This window comes from Novosphingobium sp. PASSN1 (assembly GCF_002278815.1).
Genome location: NZ_NKIS01000007.1, coordinates 266,090 through 288,859, shown reverse-complemented (window position 1 = coordinate 288,859; position 22,770 = coordinate 266,090). Strand labels below are relative to the sequence as shown.

At 60.7% G+C, this 22,770-nt stretch carries 14 protein-coding genes; 11 read left to right on the top strand and 3 right to left on the bottom strand.

Translation table 11 applies throughout. The features are described 5' to 3' along the window. Positions 1-350: 350 nt before the first annotated feature. Entirely contained in the window at positions 351-1,760 is a 1,410-nt protein-coding gene (locus tag CFE35_RS13915; RefSeq protein ID WP_292931289.1) for an ATP-binding protein, read from the bottom strand. Beyond that, complete coding sequence (locus tag CFE35_RS13910) at positions 1,757-2,467, bottom strand: response regulator transcription factor (RefSeq protein ID WP_292931288.1); 711 nt, start codon at positions 2,465-2,467, stop codon at positions 1,757-1,759. Before CFE35_RS13910 ends, CFE35_RS13915 begins: the two co-directional genes overlap by 4 nt. A 56-nt stretch (positions 2,468-2,523) precedes the next feature. On the opposite strand from CFE35_RS13910, the gene CFE35_RS13905 reads away from it, so the two are divergent. From CFE35_RS13905 to mobF, 7 genes are all read left to right on the top strand, one after another. Then, positions 2,524-2,676 (top strand): hypothetical protein, encoded by a 153-nt coding sequence (locus tag CFE35_RS13905; protein ID WP_292931287.1) that lies wholly within the window; start codon positions 2,524-2,526, stop codon positions 2,674-2,676. Between the two features lie 222 nt (positions 2,677-2,898). Further along, the gene (locus CFE35_RS13900) at positions 2,899-3,447 is read left to right on the top strand and encodes a hypothetical protein (RefSeq protein ID WP_292931286.1); all 549 of its coding nucleotides are present in this window, start codon (positions 2,899-2,901) and stop codon (positions 3,445-3,447) included. A 28-nt stretch (positions 3,448-3,475) separates the two neighbouring features. Then, the gene (locus CFE35_RS13895) at positions 3,476-4,912 is read left to right on the top strand and encodes a CsgG/HfaB family protein (protein ID WP_292931284.1); all 1,437 of its coding nucleotides are present in this window, start codon (positions 3,476-3,478) and stop codon (positions 4,910-4,912) included. Between the two features lie 42 nt (positions 4,913-4,954). After that, positions 4,955-8,542, top strand: a complete 3,588-nt coding sequence (locus CFE35_RS13890; protein ID WP_292931282.1) for a hypothetical protein — start codon at positions 4,955-4,957, stop codon at positions 8,540-8,542. Positions 8,543-8,722: 180 nt separating this feature from the next. Then, entirely contained in the window at positions 8,723-12,769 is a 4,047-nt protein-coding gene (locus tag CFE35_RS13885; protein ID WP_292931281.1) for a hypothetical protein, read from the top strand. A 683-nt stretch (positions 12,770-13,452) separates the two neighbouring features. After that, positions 13,453-13,758 (top strand): hypothetical protein, encoded by a 306-nt coding sequence (locus CFE35_RS13880; RefSeq protein ID WP_292931279.1) that lies wholly within the window; start codon positions 13,453-13,455, stop codon positions 13,756-13,758. Positions 13,759-13,761: 3 nt separating this feature from the next. Next, the gene (gene mobF, locus CFE35_RS13875; RefSeq protein WP_292931277.1) at positions 13,762-16,695 is read left to right on the top strand and encodes a MobF family relaxase; all 2,934 of its coding nucleotides are present in this window, start codon (positions 13,762-13,764) and stop codon (positions 16,693-16,695) included. Positions 16,696-16,932: 237 nt separating this feature from the next. Here the strand turns inward: mobF and CFE35_RS13870 are convergent, their stop codons facing one another. Beyond that, on the bottom strand, positions 16,933-18,045 hold the full coding sequence (locus tag CFE35_RS13870; protein WP_292931275.1) for a LuxR family transcriptional regulator: 1,113 nt from the start codon (positions 18,043-18,045) through the stop codon (positions 16,933-16,935). Positions 18,046-18,098: 53 nt separating this feature from the next. Between CFE35_RS13870 and cysD the strand changes: the two genes are divergently transcribed. From cysD to CFE35_RS13850, 4 genes are all read left to right on the top strand, one after another. Continuing rightward, positions 18,099-19,055: a sulfate adenylyltransferase subunit CysD gene (cysD, locus tag CFE35_RS13865; protein ID WP_292931307.1), complete on the top strand. Its 957-nt coding sequence runs from the start codon at positions 18,099-18,101 to the stop codon at positions 19,053-19,055. After that, complete coding sequence (cysN, locus tag CFE35_RS13860) at positions 19,055-20,980, top strand: sulfate adenylyltransferase subunit CysN (protein WP_292931273.1); 1,926 nt, start codon at positions 19,055-19,057, stop codon at positions 20,978-20,980. The genes cysD and cysN overlap by 1 nt, the downstream gene beginning before the upstream one ends. Positions 20,981-20,985: 5 nt before the next feature. Beyond that, positions 20,986-21,735 (top strand): 3'(2'),5'-bisphosphate nucleotidase CysQ, encoded by a 750-nt coding sequence (locus tag CFE35_RS13855; RefSeq protein WP_292931305.1) that lies wholly within the window; start codon positions 20,986-20,988, stop codon positions 21,733-21,735. A gap of 162 nt (positions 21,736-21,897) precedes the next feature. Further along, positions 21,898-22,770 (top strand): enoyl-CoA hydratase, encoded by an 873-nt coding sequence (locus CFE35_RS13850; RefSeq protein WP_292931271.1) that lies wholly within the window; start codon positions 21,898-21,900, stop codon positions 22,768-22,770.

Here is a 22,770-nt window from a genome sequence, read left to right as displayed (position 1 = left end):
ATCATCCGGCCACAAGGCTCGACGAGCTCCTGCCTTGGAACTGGGCGCCGCGCTCCGAAGCAATCGCCGCATAAACCCGGCCTACGCTCCGGTCGGGATCACGCCGTGGCCTTCACCGGATGGATACCCGGGTGGTGCGCCGCCCAGAACCGATCCCGCCTATGCCGCTGCCCTTCCGCGTTAATCGAAAAAGTCTGCGTAAATGGCATATTTGATCAGATTTGTCGATAATTTGCAGCAATATGCAAACTGGAAACTCGAAATCCGTGACGACCGGACATACCCTCAAAACTTTCAAAAGGTACGTGCAGCGCCGATTGTCTGACTTGGTTCTCAGGATAGATGAAGCTTTACTCTGAAAGAAGGATGCCAAATGTGACGTTGCCCGGCTCCGAGGTTTCGATCACCATGTCAGTGCCATGAATTCGCGCGACTTCGTTGACAACGTAAAGGCCTATGCCTGATCCCTCTTTCGCCTCAGCATTGAGGCCGCGGCTGCCCCTGCCGACCATGTCGCGCTCAAAGACAAAAGAGCTTTCGACACAATTTTTCACTGCGATCAAAACACCGAACCGCTCCTCATCCAACGAAATTGAAAAGACAATCTCCGTTTCGGGTGGGGAGAACTTCGCGGCATTGTCCAGCAGGTTTCGCAGGGCCAAGCGCAGAAGAATCGGGTCGACAGCGAGGAAAATGTCGTTTTCGGGGAAATCAATGACGATCCGCTCGCGCACACCATTCGGGCAGTCGAGCAAGGCGAGTTGCGCTATGCTAAGGATTTCGCAATCGTGCAGATTCGCGCCTTTGCCGCGCTCAACCAAAGTGGCGCCAACGATAGCGTTTGAAAGCGAGAGGGTTATGTCGTCAAGGATCCCCTGGATCCGGATGGCGACGGGAAGTGCTCGCTTCTGATTGCCGCGCATGGGCTGTAGATCGGACATGATCCCCTGCAATGCGGCCTGGGCGTTGTTGATCGGCTGGCGAACCTCATGTGTCAGTGTTTGAAGCAAGCGGCGCTGTTCATCAAGCAGGCGGGAGATTTCCTTGTTCTGCCACCTGAGTGAAACTGACCGTGCGCGGACACGTTCCTCGCGGCGCTGCTTGATTTTCGCGTAATACTGGGTGCGGCTGGTGAGCATCAGCAGGAAAGCCATTTGACCAATAAAACTGATAATTGCCAGAAAAGTCAGAACAAATATCACCTCATCTTTGGAGCTGAGGAGGAAAAATATCGTTTCTTGCTGCCAACTTTTTAAAAGTCTCAGAAATAGTAAATATATTGCAAGAATAAAATTTAAAATCATTACAAATTTGCTAAAAAATCCTTTCCAATATTTGTTATATATAATTACGATAATGCACGCCGCAGTCGCTGATACAGCCGCAAAATTGGCAATGAATGGGCCAGGAAGGATTCCTGTAATTTGATAAATTGTCAAAGGAATCATCAAGCAAGTGACCATCAATCCAGAAACAATCCACCGGATTCTCGGCCACTTCAAGCTATGCGCAAGAGCAAGGAACTTGAAAAACGGAGCAAAGCCCTGCAATAAAAAGACCATCGGCCTCAGATGGATGTGTAACTCTAGTTCTCCGACTACAAACATCTCCATAGCCAGGCCAGCAACTAAATTGGAGATTATCCAAATAAGAGTCGGCTTTCGGCTTGTCTTTTCGGCGGCAAATACCAGGCAAACGCTGAAACAGAAAAGCATGGCGACATAAAAGTGCGCTATCTGGACGAAGCTAAATTGGATCATTGGCCGGATTTCAGGGAGCTTTTCAATGCCATCGGCGCGACCATTTGGAAGCCGACCGCATGCACCGTCCGGAACGGCGGGCGCGTACCGGTTTCTGCCTCAACCTTGCGCCGGAGCCTGAAAATAGCCGCATCGAGGTTTCGATGGGCGCCCTGTGTATCCGATGAGAAGTCCAGGAACTGAGCGCGCGGCACAGGTGCAGTACCGGCCGCATACAGAGTTGCAAGGATGCGGGTTTCCAAGGGCGAAATCGCGACCTCGGCCCCCTCGGGTGAGGTCAGCCTCCCCTCTTCTGGGTCGAACATCCAAGGGCTGTCCTGCTTGACTTTATCGACGCCAGTCCGCCTGGCGACGGAAGCGACCGCATGATAGATCTGATCAAAGCGCACAGGCTTGTTGATGAACATGTCAGCGCCGGCAGCCAAGGCTGAGTTGAACGCGTCCGGCCCCATCCTCCCGCTCACGATCAGAATACCCTTGTTCGTCTGCGCCCGGATCAGAGCGATCAGATCGACTCCATCAATCCGCCCCAGATTCAGGTCGAATATGAAGAAATCGAACTCGGCCACTCTGCCGGATTCGATAAACGCCTCGGCGGATTGAAAGCCCAACGCATCCGCCCCGCGGGCGCGCAGGTAGTCAGCCAGGAATTCGACGAATTCGCTGTCGTCATCGACAATGCAAAATCTAGCGGGGAACGCGCTCATAAGGGCAAAATCCTGATTTCCTAAATCCGCTATCCGCTTTGCACCCAAGGCCGACGATGCAGCGCCTTGCCCAATCGGAACCGGCCAAAGTGCCGCCCTCATACCGGGATTTCCCCTTCGATACAGCAGGCAATGCCGTCAAGGCTGACGGGGCGTTCGGCTGCGGTAAAATTGATGCCAAAAATGCGATAAGATATGACTTTCTCTGAAAATTCACCATATTTTTGCGCCGAGACAGGCTCAAGGTGGTTACCTATTTGGTTTAAATGTATGTTTTAAAATCGTTTATTTAAATCACCAAACTTGCGCCATATCTGGTTCCAGAATCATCTTGATAGTGATAGGCGCATCATATCTGATTATTTTAGGGAAAAAATTCCCCAGATTGTCGGAAAATAAAAACATAAAATCCTCTTGCACGGCGTCACACCATGAAAATTTATTCCGTTCCAATCCTTATCTTCGCGATCGGCTTCGTACATGGCCCGGCATTTGCCGGCGGCCAAAGTGAAAATGCCCCGTGGCAGGCCGAGGCGACAAACGAGAAGGCCAATCGGGGTTACCTTGAGGATATGCGCATGAAGCGCACCTCGGGTTTTTATTCGTCGCCTGTCTACAACACCACGATCGGCGCACAGTACAATTGCAACGTCACTGCGACTGCCTCGGGCAACGGCGGATCGAACAGTGCAAGCGCAAACTCCGCGCAAGCAATCGGCCCCACGGGAACCGCAACTGGCAACCAGACGTCCTCCAACGTCAATCCTGCAACCTCCGGGTCGCGTACCGTGCTCAACAGCGGACAAGACAATTACGGACAGGTCAACAACACCACCACTGGCAATGCCGGCAGCAGCGCCAGCAACAACACCAGCTCGCAGGTCCTCAATACAAACCAGCAAAACTCCGGCGCCCAGTATGCCACGGTAGATGGCGCAAATGCGTGTGCCTTTGCCGGCATGGCCGCAGCATCACGTTGAGCGATGAACGGTCTTGCGGATCATAGGCATGTTCAACGCACCGCGCGGCAAACGCGCTTTCGCTGCGGGTATCATGATGCTCGCTAGTTCAACCCTGGCAAGTTGCGTGTCGACGATCATGCCCCGCGCAATCAAAACACAGACCGTGATGAATGGCGAACGGCCGGTCGTGCTCGGCTCTACCGTTCGCGCCAATTACACCCCCATGGAGGCACCGCTTGCCTGCCTGGCACGCGGGCTGAACCTTGCCCGCCGCCGGCCACTGGTCATCGGGGTGGGGGAGATCAAGGACTACACCGGCCGCTACTCCATCAATGAGGGCAACGTCGTCACACAAGGCGGCGCGTTGATGCTCTACTCCGCCCTTGCCAAGCTGGGAGGCACGGTCCGGGTGGCCGAGCGCTATGATCCGGGGATCGGCGAGCGCGAACTGGCCTATACGGACCGCCGCCAACTCGGCAACGGCGCGCCGCAACTGGTTGATGGCAAGAGCGTGCCCTGGGTGCCCTATTTCGGGGGCACCATCCAAGGGTCCGACTACTACATTGTCGGCGGCATCACCGAGGCCAATGCCAATATCGCGTCAGGCGGTGCCGAGATTGCGGTCAACAATATCGGGGCGAAGCGGCGCACGTTCACGCAGAGCGTTGCGATCGATCTGCGGATCGTCGATTCCCGCTCGCTGCTGGTCGTCGATGCGGTGAGCCTGCAAAAGCAGTTCACCGGCTATGAAGTGGGAGCCAACACCTTCCGCTTCTTCGGGCTTGATCTGTTTGATGTGACCATCGGGGCCAAGGCGCAGGAGCCGATGCAACTGGGCATCCGCGCAACGATTGAAGAAGCGGCTATCATTCTGGTTGGCCGGGTCAATCAGATGGACGTCAGCCCCTGCCTGCAGTTGATCGGGACACGGCTGCCAACGCGTACTTCGGAGCAGTTTTTCCGCGAGGCAGTTTCTGGCAAAGCGCCCGAGATTTCCAAGGCTGCATCCCGTATTGCTGGTCTCCCCAATGGTGCGCCCGCGGAGCTGGCAAAGGCCCCGCCGCCCGCCAGGTCGATGACCGACCACGCGGCACCGCAAACGTCCCACGCTGCCGACAAGCCGCTCAATCAAATAGCAGCCTCCGGCAACGCCGACGGCAGCGAGATGGTTGTTCTCACGTTCGAGGTCAACGAGGTCAATCTCCCCGGAGCGGCAGCCGCGATGCTGGACCGCATCGTCGCCATGGCCCGCAACGACGGCGTGACGGTTTCGCTGACCACGCGCGACAGTGAGAGCACATTCCCGGCGCAGCGCACCCGTCTGCTCGATGCGCGCCTAGCGGGCCTGATCGCCGCGCTGGCCACGCGCGGCATTCCGATGGCCGCGATCACTGTCGAGTGGCGGCCCGACAACGCCGATTCCACCGTTTACCGACAAGGGGCAGGCCTTCAGGCCCTCGCCCGTATCAAAATTAAAACCTGAGATACTTCAGGCTTAATACCTCCCAAAAAACAGGGGCATACCATGAAGAATACAAGTAAGATGAAGGCGCGTTTGATGTTGGGAGCCGGCTCGGCGCTCATCATGTCGCTCGCGGCCACTGCTGCACACGCGCAGGCTGTAACGATCGCCGGCGCTGTCACCACGACAATGGATGGCACACTGGTTTCCGATCAGACCGCCACAGGCAACGTCACCTCGGCGTCCACCGGCGCGCAAATCAAAACCAACGAAGGTGGTGGCTCGGTAAGCGCGAGCACGCTGAACGTTGATGGCAACCGCGTCGGTGCCTCGGCATCGGGCAACGTCGATACCCTGATCTTTGCGGACACGGGTTCAGCCAATTCCAGCACCGGGGCCGCCGCGGCTGCCCGGCAGGTGACCAAAGGTGTCGCAGGCTTGGACCCCAGCAACTTCACCTACGACTCAAATCAAAACGCCACCAACCCGAGCGACGGCAGCGTATACACTTGGAGCTCAGGCAACCAAAAGTTCTACGACGCAGCAAATAGGGAGTACACCTCCCATTACGATGGTACCCGCTACGTCCTTGACGCTGTCTCCTCCGTGCCGGTTGAGATCAAGGCCACTTCCAGCAACACCTTTGTCGAGCTTCGCACGGGTGCAGCGAGCCAGAGCAACCTCTCGCTCAAGAACAACACCGATGCCGCAACCGCTGCTGGCAACACCCTCGCCCAGTCGTTGACGCTGGACAGCGCCAACCTTTCGATTGGCAATGGCAATGCCGTGGGCAACGCCGCATCCACGTTGAAGCTTGATGGCAAGGCGCTCACAGCCAGCCTTCAGAACAACAACGACACTTTGGTTTCCGCCAAGGTTGAAAGCTCGGATGCCCAGCTCACTGTATCTGGCACAACGGATTCGTCACTGGCGCTTACCGGCAATACCCAGTCGGCCTCTGCCACTGGCAGCAGCGCGGCCAATGGCATCGCGCTCACCGGCGTCAATCTTGGCACCGGCGTGGCCAGCAGCTCGGTTCAGAACAATGCGGCCACCAACGTAACGGCCAGTGCCGAAGGTTTTGCCGGTCTGGCGACACTCGGCACCCTCGGCAATTCGTCGCAGGCTCTGACTGCCAACCGGCTGCAATCGCAGGCCACCGGCGCAACCTCGGCCAACACGCTGTCGCTGACGGGCACCGATGCTACGCTGCCCAGCGCGGCAATCGCACCGGCTGCAACGGTACAGTTCGCGCCCACGACCCTCGCCCCCAGCGCGGTCACCGCAGCCTATGCCACTCAAAATGCGCAGAATCTCTCGGATGGCAGCGATGTTACCGCGACCACCCAGGGCAACGGTGGCCAAGCTGCCTACATGAATCAGACATCGGGCGCCGGCTCCAACAGCAACATTGCGACCGACAGCAACATGATTTTTGCCAAGGCGCAGGGTGCTGTCACGTCCAACGCCACCACCCTGTCTCTGGGTGCCGCGCTTGGTGCCGGTGCACTGGGATCCAACTCGACAGCAGCCAACGTCGCTGAAGGCGTGGCCATCGGCAGCCTCCAGACTGTCGCCAACGGCAGCGATGTCAGTGCAAAGGTTGCATCGGGTTTTACACTGGGCTCCTTCTCTGAGCCGAGTGCAAACCTCATCAAGAACTACGCTGGCGCCAGCCTGACCAACTCTTCGCTCTCGGCATCGAACAACTTGGTTCAGGCAACGGCTGAAGCGACCAATGCGACCAATGCCCTGACCGCAAGCGCCACCAGCCTGTCGACGGCTGGCGATGCCTTGGGCGTTGCCCAGACCAATGCCTCGTCCACCGGCGTCAACGCCGATGCGGCCTTCAGCATCGCCAATGCGCAGCGCACCGGAACCGGCACTGTCAGCGCTACGATCCAGCCCACGTACAGTGGCATGGTGGAAAACTACGTGCAGAGCGGGGTTTCTGGCTCGTCTGTCATGGCCAATGGCAACCAGTTTGCCGGCTTTGCGGTTGCTGACAAGGCCGCCAACACGCTGGCAGTGAGCGGAACCACGGTCACCACCGATACAGCTCTGGTCAATGCCCAGTCCAGCGGTGCCGACGTCAAGGCCGATCTCGGCGCTGCAGGACAGACTGGCGGAAACGTTGGCGTTTCTACCATTCTCAGCGGCAACGTATCCAACAGCTCTGTCGCCGTGAATGGCAACAGCGCGCTGGGTTCGTCGGTCAACAACTCGGCGGCCAACACCCTTGCGGTTTCGGCAACTTCGCTGAGCGGAACGGGAACGAATGACCGTGCCAAGATTATCGCAGGCACCACTGAGGCGGACAATTCGTTGACCAACCTGCAGTCGCTGGACAGCGGCAGCAGCTCGACCACCAACGTCTATGGCGGGTTCGCTGCGGTGCAGTACCAAGGCGATGTGACCGATTCGAAGCTGAGCGTTGCCAACAACACCCAGTTTGCAGAATCGCTGGGCAACAGCGCCACCAACCGGCTGTCGTCCACCGCAACTGACACGAATGCCGGCAGCGCGCCGACAGCCGCGCTCAGCAACGCGCAGGATGCCAACACCGTCATCACCAGCGGGTCGACCCTGACTGCCAAAGCCACGGCCTCTTCCACCAGGTCGAACATCGCGATCAGCGGCAACAGCAACACGGCGCTTGGCGTGGTCAACAACGGCAGCAACACGCTGACCGTGAGCGGCACCGACATTGCCAACCGTGGCAGCGCTGCGGGCTTTGCCTCCTCCAGCGAACTCCAGGGCGATTATGCACTTGCCAACGTGCAGGGTGCAATGGGCTCGGTAACAAGCACGGCCAATACCGTTCTTGCGAACACTGAATACGATCCAACGTCGAATATCCCGGCAAATAGCGCAAAGGGCGTCAAGGATGGCAGCGTAGCCCTCAACGGCAACGCCACCACCGCTGAAGGTTCTGGCAACCGCGTCTCCAACCAGCTTTCGGTTGCGGCAACGGCTACCAATGGCGCTTCGGCTGTTCTGGGCAATTCGCAGGACAACGCCGCTGGCGTGACTACGGCAGCGCAGACCACGGTCAACTACCGGTTGCAGCCCAGCACTCAGGTTGCCAGCGCCGATGCCAGCACGGTTTCGATCGATGGTAACAGCACCACCGCTCTGGCCCGTGGCAATACCGCCAACAACACGCTCAACTACGCGGCGGGCGTGCGCTACACCGGAAACACGGACGTTGCACAAGCCACGACCGGGAGCGCCACTGGAGCGCAAGCGGATCTGGCGAACGTGCAGACCAACTCCGGTGCCATTGCCGCAACGAGCACCAGCTCGACCTACGCCATGGTGCTGAACGCAGGCCCCAACCCCACGCAAGGCGCCGATACCTCGGCTGCGCTGAACAGCTCTGCTTCGGTTTCGGGCAATTCCACCGCAGCGCTGGCCTACGGCAACACGGCGGTCAATTCGCTCACCATGGCAACCTTTGCCCAGGGCGTCCCGTCGAGCGCTGTCTCCAGCTACCAGACCAACTCTGGATCGGTTTCGGCCACCGCAACCACCACTGGGTACAACGCCTCGTTCTCGGGCACTGTCGCCAACTCTGCCGTCCGCAACACGGGCAACAGTGTGACGGCGCAGGCTGTTGGCAACAGCTCGATCAGCTCCATCGGCGGCTGATCCACCAAGGAATTGGCCCGGTTCCCCCCGTGGGGGCCGGGCTGATGACGCGGCGCCCACAAGACGCAAATACGAGAGACTGGGTGTAGGTGTAGTGATTGCACCTTCACCTCTATTCTGCAGAAATAATGGTGGTTGCCCCTCAAGTGGCCGACTGCTGAACAAAAAAAGGGGCATACCATGAGTGATGTTCGTTCGCTAAAATTGCATTTGCTGCTGGGCACTGGAACAGCACTTACCATTGCACTCACCGCCACTGTCGCACACGCGCAGGCTGTGACGATCGCCGGCGCTGTCACCACGACAATGGATGGCACACTGGTTTCCGATCAGACCACCACTGGCAATGTGACATCGACGTCCACCGGGGCGACTGTCGCAACCAACGCAGATAACGGTTCGGTGAATACGAGCACGCTCAACGTTGACAGCAACCGGTTCGGTGCCACGGCATCAGGCAACGTTGATACCCTGAACTTTTCGGATACGGGTTCCGCCAACTCCAGCACTGGTGCCGCTGCGGCAGCCCGGCAGGTGAACAACGGCAACTCGATCACCGCCACTGACCAGTCCTCCGCTATCAAGCTGATCTCGGGTGATCCGGTTCAAAGCAGCAGCCTCTCAGTCAAGAACAACGCTGACACTGCGAGCGCTACGGGCAACACCGTCGCCCAGTCGCTGACCTTGAACAGCACCAACCTAACGCTTGGCGTCGGCACGCCGGGTTCACCAGCAATTCCGGGCACGCCAGGTTCACCATACGTGCCCGCTACCGCACCTACCCCTGAAATCCCTGCCGTTCCTGGAACACCATATGTCGCAGCCGTACCTGGAACACCATATGTCGCAGCCGTACCTGGGACACCATATGTCGCAGCCGTTCCTGGGACACCATATGTTGCAGCCGTACCGGGCACCCCTGCGGTTTATGAATCTCAGCCATACTATGCTGTAGCACCTAACGGTAACCTCTCTGTCGCTTGGCATGATGTGGTGATCACGCCTGGCACCCCCGGTTCACCCGCAATTCCTGCTACGCCTGGTTCGCCAGCCATAGCAGCCACCCCGGGCACACCCGAGATTCCTGCCACCCCGGGTACACCTGAGATTGCTGCCACCCCGGGTACGCCAGCCATAGCAGCCACCCCGGGTACACCCGAGATTCCTGCTGTAGCAGCTGTAGCAGCAGTGGATGCTGTCGCTCCCACTGCAGGCACACGCATCGCAACGGCCAAAACGACCGATGCCAGCGTCGCCGCTACCGGCGCTGCCTTGTTGACCACGTCGCAGAAGAATGAAAACGCGCAAACCGTTGCCAGCAACACCGCGTCGACCATCAACCTGACGTCGAGTGACCTATCGGCATCTTCGGCCAAACTGACTGGCAACGCACAGGATGCCGCCGCAACAGGCAACACCGCCTCCAATGCCATGAGCCTGTCGGGCACGATCGTGGGCACCGGCGCCGCGATTGCTTCCGAGCAAACTTCGGATGCCGCCAGCAGCGTATTGGGTTCAGTGACTGCGTCCAACGCGATCAGCAGCTCTTCACTGTCCAGTTCGAGCGCAGACCTGTTGGGCAACCGCGTTCAGGCACGTGCCGTCACCGCCAGTGCCACGAACAGCCTGTCGCTCGATGCAACATCGGTTACGCTTGCCGCTGCAGATACGGTTGATTCCGCGAAGGTATCTTTAGTGAACGGTGCTGGAAACGGCGAAGTCAGCGGTGCATTCGTGACGCTCAATGATCAGTCCGTCGCCAACACCACGACGGCCACAGTCATGCAAGGATCGTCTGGTAACAATACCAATCCTGTGTCCAGCGTCATCGTCAGTGGCAGCGTCACCGGTGGCAGCACGATCGTCAACGATGCCAATACGGTGAGTGCCCGCGCCCAGGCCGCGGTTGCCACCAACAGCACGGCATTGGCGATTGGCGGTAATTTGAGCAGCGAACTGCTGGTTGCCGGCAGCCTTACCAAAGCTGCAACCATTGCCAACGTTCAGACTGCGTCTGACGGCAGCGATGTCAGTGCAACGGTTGCAACGGGCAGCTTCAATGATCCGGGTTATAACCTCATCAAGAACTTGGCGCAGGGCACTCTGACCAACTCTTCGGTCTCGGCATCGAACAACCTGGTTCAGGCGACGGCTGAAGCGACCAATGCGACCAACGCCTTGACCGCAAGCGCCACCAGCCTGTCGACGGCTGGCAATGCCTTGGGCGTTGCCAAGACCAATGCCACGACAAGCAGCGTCACGGCCGATGCGGCCTTCAGCATCGTCAATGCGCAGCAAACCGGAACCGGCACTGTCAGCGCCATGATCCAGCCCACGTCCGGTGGAATGGTGGAGAACAACCTTCAGGCTGGGGCTTCGGGCTCGTCTGTCATGGCCAATGGCAACCAGCTTGCCAGCTTTGCAGTGGCCGACAAGGCTGCCAATACGCTGGCGGTGAGCGGAACCACGGTCACCACCGATACGGCTCTCGTCAATGCCCAATCGAGCGGTGCCGACGTCAGTGCGAAGCTCGGTGCCCTAATGCCGGGCGTGGCTTTCGAGCCAATATACCTGTATTATGACGGGCGTGTTTACCACAATGGCATTTTTGATCCGGTTACACTGCATGATGTTGTTAAAGACAGTAATAATAATTGGGTCGACCAAACTAATGGTCACATTTTTTACACACCTGCAGGTACACCTGCAAATGTTGGCGCGACGACCGTTCTCTCGGGCGACCTCACCAACAGCTCTGTTGCCGTGAATGGCAACAGCGCGCTGGGTTCGTCGGTCAACAACTCGGCGGCCAACACCCTTGCGGTTTCGGCAACCTCGCTCAGCGGAACTGGGGAGAATAGCCGTGCCTACATTGCCCAAGGCACCACTCAAGCTGACAATTCGCTGACCAACCTGCAGGTCCTCGACACCGACAGCAGCTCGACCACCAACGTCTATGCGGGGTTCGCCATTGGGCAGTACCAAGGCGATGTGACCGATTCGAAGCTGAGCGTTGCAAACAACACCCAGTTTGCAGAATCGCTGGGCAACAGCGCAACCAACAAGCTGTCGTCCACCGCCACCGACGTTGGTGACGGCATCGCGCCGACTGATGCGCTCAGCAACAGGCAGGATGCTAACACGGCGATCACCAGCGGGTCGACCCTGACTGCCCATGCCACGGCTTCGTCCACCGGGTCGAACATCGCGATCAGCGGCAACAGCAACACAGCGCTGGGCGTCGTCAACAACGGCAGCAACACGCTAACCGTAAGCGGCACCGACGTTGCCAACCGTGGCGGCGATCGGGGCTTTGCGGATTCAATCGAACTCATGGGCGATTATGCTCTTGCCAACGTGCAAAATGCAAATGGCTCGGTAACAAGCACGGCCAACACCGCTCTCGCGAACACTGAATACGATCCCACCAATACCACGGCAAATGCGACCAAGGGTGTCAAGGATGGCAGCGTAGCCCTCAACGGCAACGCCACCACCGCTGAAGGTTCTGGCAACCGCGTCGCCAACCAGCTTTCGGTTGCGGCAACGGCTACCAATGGCGCATCGGCTGCTCTGGGCAATTCGCAGGACAACGCCGCTGGCGTGACTTCGGCAGCGCAGACCACGGTCAACTACCGGTTGCAGCCCAGCACGGAAGTTGCCAGCGCCGATGCCAGCACGGTTTCGATCGATGGCAACAGCACCACCGCTCTGGCCCGTGGCAACACCGCCAACAACACGCTCAACTACTCGGCGGGCGTGCGGTACACCGGAACAAATGCCCCTGCACAAGCAACGATCGGGACCTCCACCACAGCGCAAGCGGACTTGGCCAACGTGCAGACCAACTCCGGTGCCATTGCAGCATCGAGCACCAGCTCGACCTACGCCATGGTGCTGAACGCAGGCCCCAACCCCACGCAAGGCGCCGATACCTCGGTTGTGCTGAACAGCTCTGCCTCGGTTTCGGGCAACTCCACTGCGGCGCTGGCCTACGGCAACACGGCGGTCAATTCGCTCACCATGGCAACCTTTGCCCAGGGCGTCCCGTCGAGCGCTGTGTCCAGCTACCAGACCAACTCTGGATCGGTTTCGGTCACCGCAACCACCGCTGGGTACAACGCCTCGTTCTCGGGCACTGTCGCCAACTCTGCCGTCCGCAACACGGGCAACAGTGTGACGGCGCAGGCTGTTGGCAACAGCTCGATCAGCTCCATCGGTGGCTGATCGACCAAGGAATTGGCCCGGCCCTCCCAGTGGGCGCCGGGCTGATGACGCGGCGCCGCAAGGCGCCAATGCAAGACGCAAGAGACTGGGTGGAGGTGTACTGGTTGCACCTTCACCCTTTTTTTTCAGTCGGTGCCGGTCTTGTCCCTCAAGCCATAGACCGCCGCATGAGGGCGCGGGCAGGCACTAGGCGTACAGCTCGATTGGCTGTGCTTTTATGGTAATTAGGCTGAATTCAGCTGCGCGCGGTCAACGAGCGCTTTACCTGTGTGGTGATTGGCCCCCTAGCGGTGAAAACGGACCATATAGATAAACTTTGATGCCAGCGCTTGAAGGCAACCTTTAATCCCGCTGGTCCATCTGTCCAGATGCCGTTTGGTTCACAATCCTTGCACATATAAACGCGCCGATAGGAGTCGGAAGGGGGCACACCGTACCCGGGAGCCCGGTGTTCTGGATTGGGCAGAAATCCGCAACTTTGCTGAGCGTGTCAGCGCAGCGCCCGAATGATGTCAGCTAATGTCAGCACAGAATCTGCAAGTCAGAGTGATTTGAATCTGAATATAGCTCTGTTTTATAGACATAAAATAGCGCTTTCCTACAGCCTGGCGCTGACAGTATCGTAAGGTCTCGATCCGGAGGGGTTTCCGGCCGAGGGGTGCGGCCAACGCGAGTTGGGACCCATGCGCTTTGCGCTCCAATGTTATGTCGATGAGAGCCTTTATGAGGCTGTGAAGGCCGCCGCTGCCGCATCCCACATGAGCGTCAGCCAATGGCTAAAGCTGGCAGTGATCGGGACGATCGAGGGTCACGACGAGGCCGCTTTCCGCGACCGGTTGATGTTCCATTTGATCTTCGCATCTACGGCTGCCGAAGGCCTGCTGCTGGCGCATGCCGACGAGGCGATCCGCGCGCGGGTCCATAAAACGCATGGCAAGAAGCTGCGCGAATATCGCGAGCAGATTGCCCCTGTCAGAGAGGGTGACTGAGCCATGCTTTCTGTCGCCAATGTGCGCTCAGCCGGTGGTGCCGCCAGCTACTTCGCCAAGGACAACTACTATGCCTCTGCCGATGCTGATCGGTCCGGCTTGTGGGTCGGCAAGGGTGCCGATCGGCTGGGTCTTTCCGGTGTGGTCGAGCCGCGCGCCTTTGAGGCGATCCTGCGCGGCGAACTTCCCAGTGGCGGTCGTATCGGCCGGGACGGAGCGGCCCACCGCGCGGGCACGGACCTGACGTTCTCGCTGCCCAAGAGTTGGTCCCTGCTCGCGCTCGTGGGCAAGGACCAGCGCATCATCGATGCTTACCGCGAAGCGGTTATCGAGACGCTGCACTGGGCCGAACGGAACGCCGCCTTCATGCGCGTGGAGAAGGCCGGCAAGGAACGGCAGGTCCAGACCGACAACCTCACTGTTGCGCTGTTCCAGCACGACACCAACCGCAATCAGGAACCCAATCTGCACTTCCACGCCGTCGTAGCCAACATGACTCAGGCCAAGGACGGGACATGGAAAGCGCTGCGCAACGACCGGCTGTGGGAGTTCAATACACTGCTCAATGCCATGACCATGGCGCGGTTCCGGGTCGAGGTCGAGAAGCTGGGATACCGCATTGGCGACGTCGGCAAACACGGTAACTTCGAGGCCAGCGGGATCAGCCGCGAAGCCGTCATGGCGTTCTCGACGCGGCGACAGGAGGTGCTGGAAGCCCGGCGCGGCAGCGGGCTTGAAGCTGGCGTGATCGCCACGCTAGCGACGCGTTCTACCAAGCAGCACGACGTTAATAGGGGTGCATTGCTGTCGCAGTGGCTGGAACACGCATGGGGGCAGGGTCTCGATCTTGAAGGGCTGGTGCGCGATGCCCGTGAGCGGTCGGCAGCCATGGTACTTGTCGCGCAGCGACGGGACCAGGATCGCCCGTCGATCGCAGAACGCGGGAAGGTGATGGTGCTCGAACTGGCCGAGCGTCTCAGCCTCAAGCAGGGTGATCCCTTGGTCCCGGCGCGTATCCACCTGAGACCTGCGCAGGAGATCGCCGCAGCCCATGCCGTGGCCTCGGCCGTGCGCCACCTGTCCGAGCGCGAGGCCGCCTTCAAGGTCACCGATCTTGCCAAGGCGGCGCTCGATTTTGGCCTGCCTACGACTATGCCGCTGATCGAGAAGCGCATCACGCAGCTTGCCGATCAGGGCGCGCTGAGCAAAGGGCGCGGCACCATGCACGGCTGGCTGACGACTACCGATGCTGCAGCGCTGGAACGCCGCATGCTGGCCGAGATCGACAGAGGCAAAGGTGCTGCCACCCCGATCCTACCGAGCGACATTGCCGGCGCCCAACTTCAGGCTTCGGCCAGCTTCAATTTCGGCATGACGCTCAATGCAGGTCAGGAAGCGGCTGGACGGATGATCCTGTCATCGTCCAACCGGATCGTCGCCGTGCAAGGCGTGGCCGGTGCGGGCAAATCCAGCCTGCTGCGCCCCACCGCGCAAATCCTGCACGAGCATGGCAAGCAGGTCATCGGGCTTGGTGTGCAGAACACGCTGGTGCGGATGCTGGAGCGCGAGACGGGTATCGCGTCGATGACCCTGCACCGCTTCCTAGGGCGGAACCGCAAGCTGCTCGACGGGAATGCGAGCAGGGCCGAACTGGCGGACGCACGGACTGGTTATCGTGACACCGTGCTTGTGCTGGACGAAGCCTCGATGGTCTCGACCCGCGATCAGGACCGGTTGGTCCGGCTCGCCAACGTGCTTGAAGTCGACCGGCTTGTACTAATGGGCGACTCCAAACAACTGGGCGCAGTTGAGGCGGGCAAGCCCTTTGCTCTGGCACTGGCCGCTGGAACCGAGACTGCGCGCATGGACACCAATCTCAGGGCGCGATCGGAGACATTGCGGCTCGCTCAGGCGGCAGCGCAGCAGGGGCGCAGCGGTGAGGCGCTGGAGCACCTCAGGGATCATACCGTCGAGGTCAGCGAGAACGGAGCTGTTCTTGCTGCCGAGCGCTGGCTGTCGCTCCCGCCCGCCGAGCGGGAACGAACGGGCATCTATGTCTCGGGCCGGCAGCTCCGCGATGAGGTGAATGCCGCCGTGCAGGCAGGCCTAGCTGCCAATGGCGAGATCGGTCCCGACACCGTGAGCCTCACCGTACTCTCCCGCATCAATACTACGCGCGAGGAACTGCGGCATGTCCGGGCATATGAGCCTGGCATGGTGCTGGAACTGGCAACCCGGCAGTCGCGCCAGCATCTGACCAAAGGACGCTATGATGTCGTCAAAGTGGACGCGGGCAGGGGCGTCGTTGAACTTCGGGATGCATCCGGCAGGCAACATACGTTCGTCCCCTCGCGCCTAGGCGCAGCAGGACACAGTCAGGCCATACAATTGCATGAACGCAAGCCGCTCACACTCTACACCGGCGACACCATCCGCTGGACCGCCAACGATCACCAGCGCGGACTGATCAATGCCGACAGGGCCGCGATCACCGCCATTACGCCCGACAGCGTGACAGTGCGTACGTCGACCGGTATTGAGCAGGCGCTCAAGACCTACGATCCCATGCTGGCTCGGATCGATCTTGCCTATGCGCTAAATGCCCACATGGCGCAGGGACTGACCTCCGACAAAGGCATCGCGGTGATGGACAGCCGGACCCGCAAGCTGCTCTCCGCCCGCAACTTCCTCGTGACGATCACTCGCCTGCGCGACGAGCTTACCCTGTTCGTCGCCAACCGCGACAAGGTCGAGCTGGGCATCGGCCGCAACACGGGTGACAAGACTTCGGCGTTGGAAGTGACCGAGCGGCTCGGCGCGGCGGCGGCCAAAGGCCAGGAAGTTGGCAAGCCGCCAGAGCCCGAGACAGAGGCCAAAAGGCCGCCCGAGCTTGAACGCACGATCATGCGTGTGGTGCCTTTCGAGATGGGAATTTGATGCCGGGTTTCTGCCGCCAAAAAAGTGGCTGAGCGTCCAAAAAGAAGCTAATCGGTCAATAGACTTCGTTTTTGATCCGAAATTTCTGTTATGATTTCAATTACTTGGCTTTAAAAAGTGTGGGGGTAAACGTGGGGGGGGAATACTTTCCTTAAAAAGATTCTCATGAAATCAGAAATTTATTGATCTTGTTCGATACAACCCCTGCCACCACCAGAGCCCACCACCGGCCGACCTTCAGCAGAACGGCGCAAGTCCGCTCAGGATCATCCTGACCAGATCAACCTGTCCGCGTGCGCCGGTCTTGGCGTAGATCCGCTTTGAATAGTTTCTCGCGGTTTCCGGGGTGAGGTGCAGCCGCTGACCGGCCTCGACGATGGATTCGCCCATCGAGAGGGCATGGGCGAGCGCGGCTTCCTGTTTGGAGAGGCCGTGGATGGCGGCAATGGCATCGATTGCGGCGCGGCTGTTTTCGCGGTGATTCATGCGCAGGGTGCCGATCGCGGCCGGCGGCGCGTGCGGGCCTTCAAGGGCGAGCTCTGCCTTGCGCAGGAGCAGCCAGAGATCGCGGTGATCGTTGATCGGCAGGGTCGCGGTCGATCCGGCAGGGGCGCGCGCCAGTTCCGCGCAGCAGGCTTCGAGCTGGCGGCTGGTTTCGGGCGAAAGCTGAAGGCGGCGGCCCAGTGCAACGTCCGGTTCGGCCGAGAAACCGAGGCGCTTTTCGGCTTGCGGATCGGCGGCCATGACACGGCCAGCCGCGTCGAAGGCCAGCTGGCCCACGCCGATATGCTCCAGCGAAGCCTGGGCCAGCGCCGTTTGCAGGCGCTGGGCCACGAGTGCGCAGAACGTACGCAAGGCCGCGGCAAAATGGGGCGCGATGGCGCTCAGGGTAGATACGGCCGATGCCGTGAAATCCTCCCGCTCGCGCACCAGCACCAGCCAGGCGTCTGCCGCTCCGGGTGCGGCAATGCGCAGCCACCGCCCATAGCGCACGCCGATCTCGTCCAGCACCGCGCGCTGGCGGGCGCGCTGGCCGGGCCGGTCGTGATCGAGCATTTCGTCGAGGCTGTAGACCCGTTCGGGCCGCAGGCGGCCAAACGGGTGGAGCCCGAGGCCGAAGATTTGCCGGAATTCGAGCGGCGGCTCGTGCGCTGCGCGCGGTGCGGCGATGTGCAGCACGGTCGGCTCGTGATCGGCGGGCGCATTGGCCAACTGGATCAGCATGAACGCGCGCCGGGCATAAGTGCGCGCGACGAGATTGCGCATGAAGGCGCTCCACGGCGGGTTCTCGTGGATGCCGTCGATCAGGGGGAGAAACAGTTCACGTTGGTCGGCTGGAAGAAAAGTCATGCCCTTTGCTCCCATATGGGAGATTTCCCGTCAACCTTTGCCAGCGATGGAGCCTGCAACGATCCGCGTCCGAAAGAGCGAAGTTAGACATGACGAGCCAATCGACACTAACCCATATTCAGCGGCTTGAAGCCGAAGCCATTCATATCATGCGTGAAGTCGTCGCCGAGGCGGAAAACCCGGTGATGCTCTATTCGGTGGGCAAGGACAGCGCGGTGATGCTGCATCTTGCGCGCAAGGCCTTCTATCCTTCGCCGCCGCCGTTTCCGCTGCTCCACGTCGATACCACCTGGAAGTTCCAGGACATGTATGCGCTGCGCAACAAGATGGCCGAAGAAAGCGGCATGGAACTGCTGGTCTACCAGAACGCCGAAGCGGCCGAGCGTGGGATCAACCCGTTCGATCACGGCGCGCTTCACACCGACATGTGGAAGACCGAAGGGCTCAAGCAGGCGCTCGACAAGTATGGCTTCGACGCGGCCTTTGGCGGTGCGCGGCGCGACGAGGAGAAGAGCCGCGCCAAGGAGCGCATCTTCAGCTTCCGCACCGCAAGCCACGGCTGGGACCCGAAGAATCAGCGCCCCGAGCTGTGGAACCTCTACAATGCCCGCAAGAACAAGGGCGAGAGCATCCGCGTGTTCCCGATCTCGAACTGGACCGAGCTGGATATCTGGCAGTACATCCACCTGAACGACGTGCCGATCGTGCCGCTCTACTTTGCCGACGAACGCCCCACTTATGAATGGGAAGGCGGCCTGTTCATGGCCGACGATATCGAGCGGCTGGAAAAGGTGCTCGGCTATCGCCCTGAAATCACCATGAAGTCCGTCCGCTTCCGCACGCTGGGCTGTTTCCCGCTGACGGGCGCGGTGGAGAGCACCGCCAAGACACTTCCCGAGGTCATTCAGGAAACGCTGCTGACCACCACCAGCGAGCGGCAGGGCCGCGTGATCGACAAGGATGCCGGCGGTGCCGGTATGGAAGTCAAGAAGCAGCAGGGGTATTTCTGATGACCGAGCAGCTTGCACAGAGCGAACCCGTCTACGTCACCGAGGCCCTGATCGCCGAGGACATCGACGCCTATCTCGCCTCGCACCAGCACAAGACCATGCTGCGCTTCATCACTTGCGGGTCGGTGGATGATGGCAAGTCCACGCTGATTGGCCGCCTGCTCTATGATTCGAAGATGATCTTCGAAGATCAGCTCGCCGCGCTGGAAACCGACAGCAAGAAGGTCGGCACGCAGGGGCAGGAGATCGATTTCGCGCTGCTCGTCGACGGGCTGGCGGCAGAGCGCGAACAGGGCATCACCATCGACGTCGCCTACCGCTTCTTCAATACGGAAAAGCGCAAGTTCATCGTCGCGGATTGCCCGGGGCACGAACAGTATACCCGCAACATGGTCACCGGTGCTTCCACCGCCGACCTCGCGGTGATCCTGATCGATGCCCGCAAGGGCGTGCTGGTACAGACGCGCCGCCACAGCTACTTGTGCCACCTCATCGGCATCAGGAACATCGTGCTGGCGGTGAACAAGATGGACCTGGTCGGTTACGATCAGTCCGTGTTCGACAGCATCGTCAAGGACTACACCGAGTTCGCCCGCTCGATCGGGATCGAGAGCTTCACCGCGATGCCGATTTCCGGCTTCAAGGGGGACAACATCACCACGCTTTCGGCCAATACCCCGTGGTACACCGGGCCGACGCTGGTCGAGCACCTCGAAACGGTGGAAGTTCTCTCCTCGGTCGATGCGGACAAGCCGTTCCGCATGCCGGTGCAGTGGGTCAACCGGCCGAACCTTGATTTCCGGGGGTTCTCGGGCCTCATCGCCACGGGTTCGGTCAAGCCGGGCGATGCCGTGCGCGTGCTGCCTTCGGGCAAGACCAGCACCGTCACCCGGGTCGTCACGCTCGATGGCGATCTTGCCGAAGCGGTCGCCGGCCAGTCGGTCACCGTCTGCTTTGCCGACGAGATCGATTGCTCGCGCGGGGATGTGATTGCCGCGTCGGACAGCCCGCCCGAGGCTGCCGACCAGTTCGAGGCGACGCTGGTCTGGCTCAACGACGAGGCCATGCATGTCGGCCGCGCCTATTGGCTCAAGCTCGGCACGCAGACCGTCTCGGTCACCGTGCAGCATCCCAAGTACGTGGTGAACGTCAACACGATGGAGCACCTCGCTGCCAAGACGCTGGATCTCAACGCCATCGGCGTGGCGCAGATCATCACCGACCGCGCGGTCGTGTTCGAACCTTATGCCACAAGCCGCGCGCTGGGCGGGTTCATCCTGATCGACAAGATCACCAACGCCACGGTCGCCGCGGGCATGATCAACTTCAGCCTGCGCCGTGCGCAGAACGTCCACTGGCAGGCGCTCGATGTCAGCCGTGAGGCCCATGCCGCCCTCAAGAACCAGCAGCCTGCGGTGCTGTGGTTCACGGGCCTGTCCGGTTCGGGCAAGTCGACCGTCGCCAATCTGGTCGAGAAGAAGCTGCACGCGCTGGGCAAGCACACGTTCCTGCTCGATGGCGACAACGTCCGCCACGGCCTCAACAAAGATCTGGGGTTTACCGAGGCCGACCGCATCGAGAACATCCGCCGCGTGGGCGAAGTGAGCAAGCTCATGACGGATGCCGGCCTCATCGTGCTCACCGCGTTCATCAGCCCGTTCCGGGCGGAGCGCGCAATGGTGCGGTCGATGTTGCCCGAGGGCGAGTTCGTGGAGGTGTTCATAGACACGCCGCTGGAAGAAGCCGAACGCCGCGACGTGAAGGGCCTCTACAAGAAGGCGCGGAGCGGGCAGCTCAAGAACTTCACCGGCATCGACAGCCCCTATGAGGCACCGGAGGCGCCCGAAGTGCGGATTGATACAACGCGCGAGAGCCCTGAAGATGCCGCCGAGCGTATCGTCAGCCTGCTGCTGGGAGGCAACTGATGGCTATGAACGACGCAGAGCTTGCCGCGCACCTTGCAGCCGTGGCCGGAAAGCTGCTGATCACCGTGCGCGATAGCGGCGTGCTGAGCCTCAAGGCGCTGGGCAAGGCGGGCGATGCCACGGCCAACCAGTTCCTCTGCCACGCGCTGCGCGAACAGCGGAGCGATGATGCGCTGCTTTCGGAAGAGGAAAAGGACAACCTCGACCGGCTGAACGCCAGCCGCGTGTGGATCGTCGATCCGGTCGATGGCACGCGCGAATATGGCGAGGCGCGCGAGGACTGGGCGGTGCATGTGGGGCTGGCGGTGGATGGTGCGCCGGTGCTCGGCGCTGTCGCCCTGCCGGGTGCCAACGGCGGCGCGGGGATCGTGCTGCGGACCGACGCGCCGGTCACCGTGCCGCCCGCGCCGGAGAAGCTGCGTATGGTCGTCAGCCGCACCCGCCCGGCCCGCGAAGCCGTGGCCGTGGCTGAGGCGATTGGCGCGGAGCTCGTGCCGATGGGCAGCGCCGGGGCCAAGACGATGTCGGTGATCCTCGGGCAGGCGGACATCTATCTGCATTCGGGTGGTCAGTACGAATGGGACAGCTGCGCTCCCGCCGCGGTCGCGCTGGCGCACGGCCTCCATGCCAGCCGCATCGATGGCAGCCCGCTCGTCTATAATCAGGCGGATACGTACATGCCGGATCTGCTGATCTGCCGGAAGGAACACGCGCAGCAGGTTCTGGCCGAGATCGCGCGGATTGACGCGCAGTAGGGGCCGCGAAGCCGGACACTGCATCTCCCGCTGCGAACCGGCACTCGCCGCTCACAATCTAGATAGGGGGCGATCTGGATAGGGCGCGCGGCGTTGCATTGGCGGGGGCCTTGGCGAATATTCGCGCCGATATGGCGCGCGCGCTTTGGGAGAGTGAGAGAGATGGTTGAAACCCCGCAGTTCGAGGATATCCGCTATGATCTGCCGGCCCCCGGGGTCGCCCGCGTCACGCTGGCCCGGCCGGACAAGCACAACGCGCAAAGCTTGCGGATGCTCTATGAAATCAACGATGCGCTCGATCTGGCGATGGACGATGACGATGTGAATGTCGTGATCGTGGCGGCAGACGGCAAGAACTTCTCGTCCGGCCACGATCTTTCCGACACGGCCCGCATCGGCGATCTGCGCCCGCCGGTGCTCGGCTTTGGCGGCTATCGCCATCCCGGGCCGCAGGGCCACATGTCGCGCGAACAGGAGGTTTACCTCGGCTTCTGCTGGCGCTGGCGCAATCTGCCCAAGCCGATCATTGTGCAGGTGCAGGGCAAGGCGATTGCCGGCGGCCTCATGCTGATCTGGCCGTTCGATCTGATCATCGCGGCTGACGATGCGGAGTTTTCCGATCCGGTGGTCGCCTTTGGCATGAATGGCCACGAATTCTTCGTCCACGCCTTCGAACTCGGCCACCGCAAGGCCAAGCAGATGCTGTTCACCGGTGAGGCGCTTGGCGCGGCGGAAGCGAAGGCGCTGGGCATGGTCAACGAAGTGGTCCCGCGCGCAGAGCTGGAAAGCTTCACCATCGCCATGGCCACGAAGATTGCCTCGCGCCCGGCCATCGGCCTCAAGACCGCGAAGATGAGCGTCAACCAGTCGATGGATGCGCAAGGCATGTGGAACGCGATCCAGTCCGCGTTCAATCTCCACCAGTTCGGCCATGCCAACAACCGCGCGATTTACGGCCAGCTGGTCGATCCCGCCGGGCTGGACATCATCCGCAGTGAAGCGCGGGCAAGCCGGGAGCGCGGGGGGCAGGGGTGA

Coding starts and splice junctions, on each gene's coding strand:
- CFE35_RS13915 (WP_292931289.1), bottom strand. CDS start 1,760: ATGATCCAATTTAGCTTCGTCCAGATAGCGCACTTTTATGTCGCCATG.
- CFE35_RS13910 (WP_292931288.1), bottom strand. CDS start 2,467: ATGAGCGCGTTCCCCGCTAGATTTTGCATTGTCGATGACGACAGCGAA.
- CFE35_RS13905 (WP_292931287.1), top strand. CDS start 2,524: ATGCAGCGCCTTGCCCAATCGGAACCGGCCAAAGTGCCGCCCTCATAC.
- CFE35_RS13900 (WP_292931286.1), top strand. CDS start 2,899: ATGAAAATTTATTCCGTTCCAATCCTTATCTTCGCGATCGGCTTCGTA.
- CFE35_RS13895 (WP_292931284.1), top strand. CDS start 3,476: ATGTTCAACGCACCGCGCGGCAAACGCGCTTTCGCTGCGGGTATCATG.
- CFE35_RS13890 (WP_292931282.1), top strand. CDS start 4,955: ATGAAGAATACAAGTAAGATGAAGGCGCGTTTGATGTTGGGAGCCGGC.
- CFE35_RS13885 (WP_292931281.1), top strand. CDS start 8,723: ATGAGTGATGTTCGTTCGCTAAAATTGCATTTGCTGCTGGGCACTGGA.
- CFE35_RS13880 (WP_292931279.1), top strand. CDS start 13,453: ATGCGCTTTGCGCTCCAATGTTATGTCGATGAGAGCCTTTATGAGGCT.
- mobF (WP_292931277.1), top strand. CDS start 13,762: ATGCTTTCTGTCGCCAATGTGCGCTCAGCCGGTGGTGCCGCCAGCTAC.
- CFE35_RS13870 (WP_292931275.1), bottom strand. CDS start 18,045: ATGACTTTTCTTCCAGCCGACCAACGTGAACTGTTTCTCCCCCTGATC.
- cysN (WP_292931273.1), top strand. CDS start 19,055: ATGACCGAGCAGCTTGCACAGAGCGAACCCGTCTACGTCACCGAGGCC.
- CFE35_RS13855 (WP_292931305.1), top strand. CDS start 20,986: ATGAACGACGCAGAGCTTGCCGCGCACCTTGCAGCCGTGGCCGGAAAG.
- CFE35_RS13850 (WP_292931271.1), top strand. CDS start 21,898: ATGGTTGAAACCCCGCAGTTCGAGGATATCCGCTATGATCTGCCGGCC.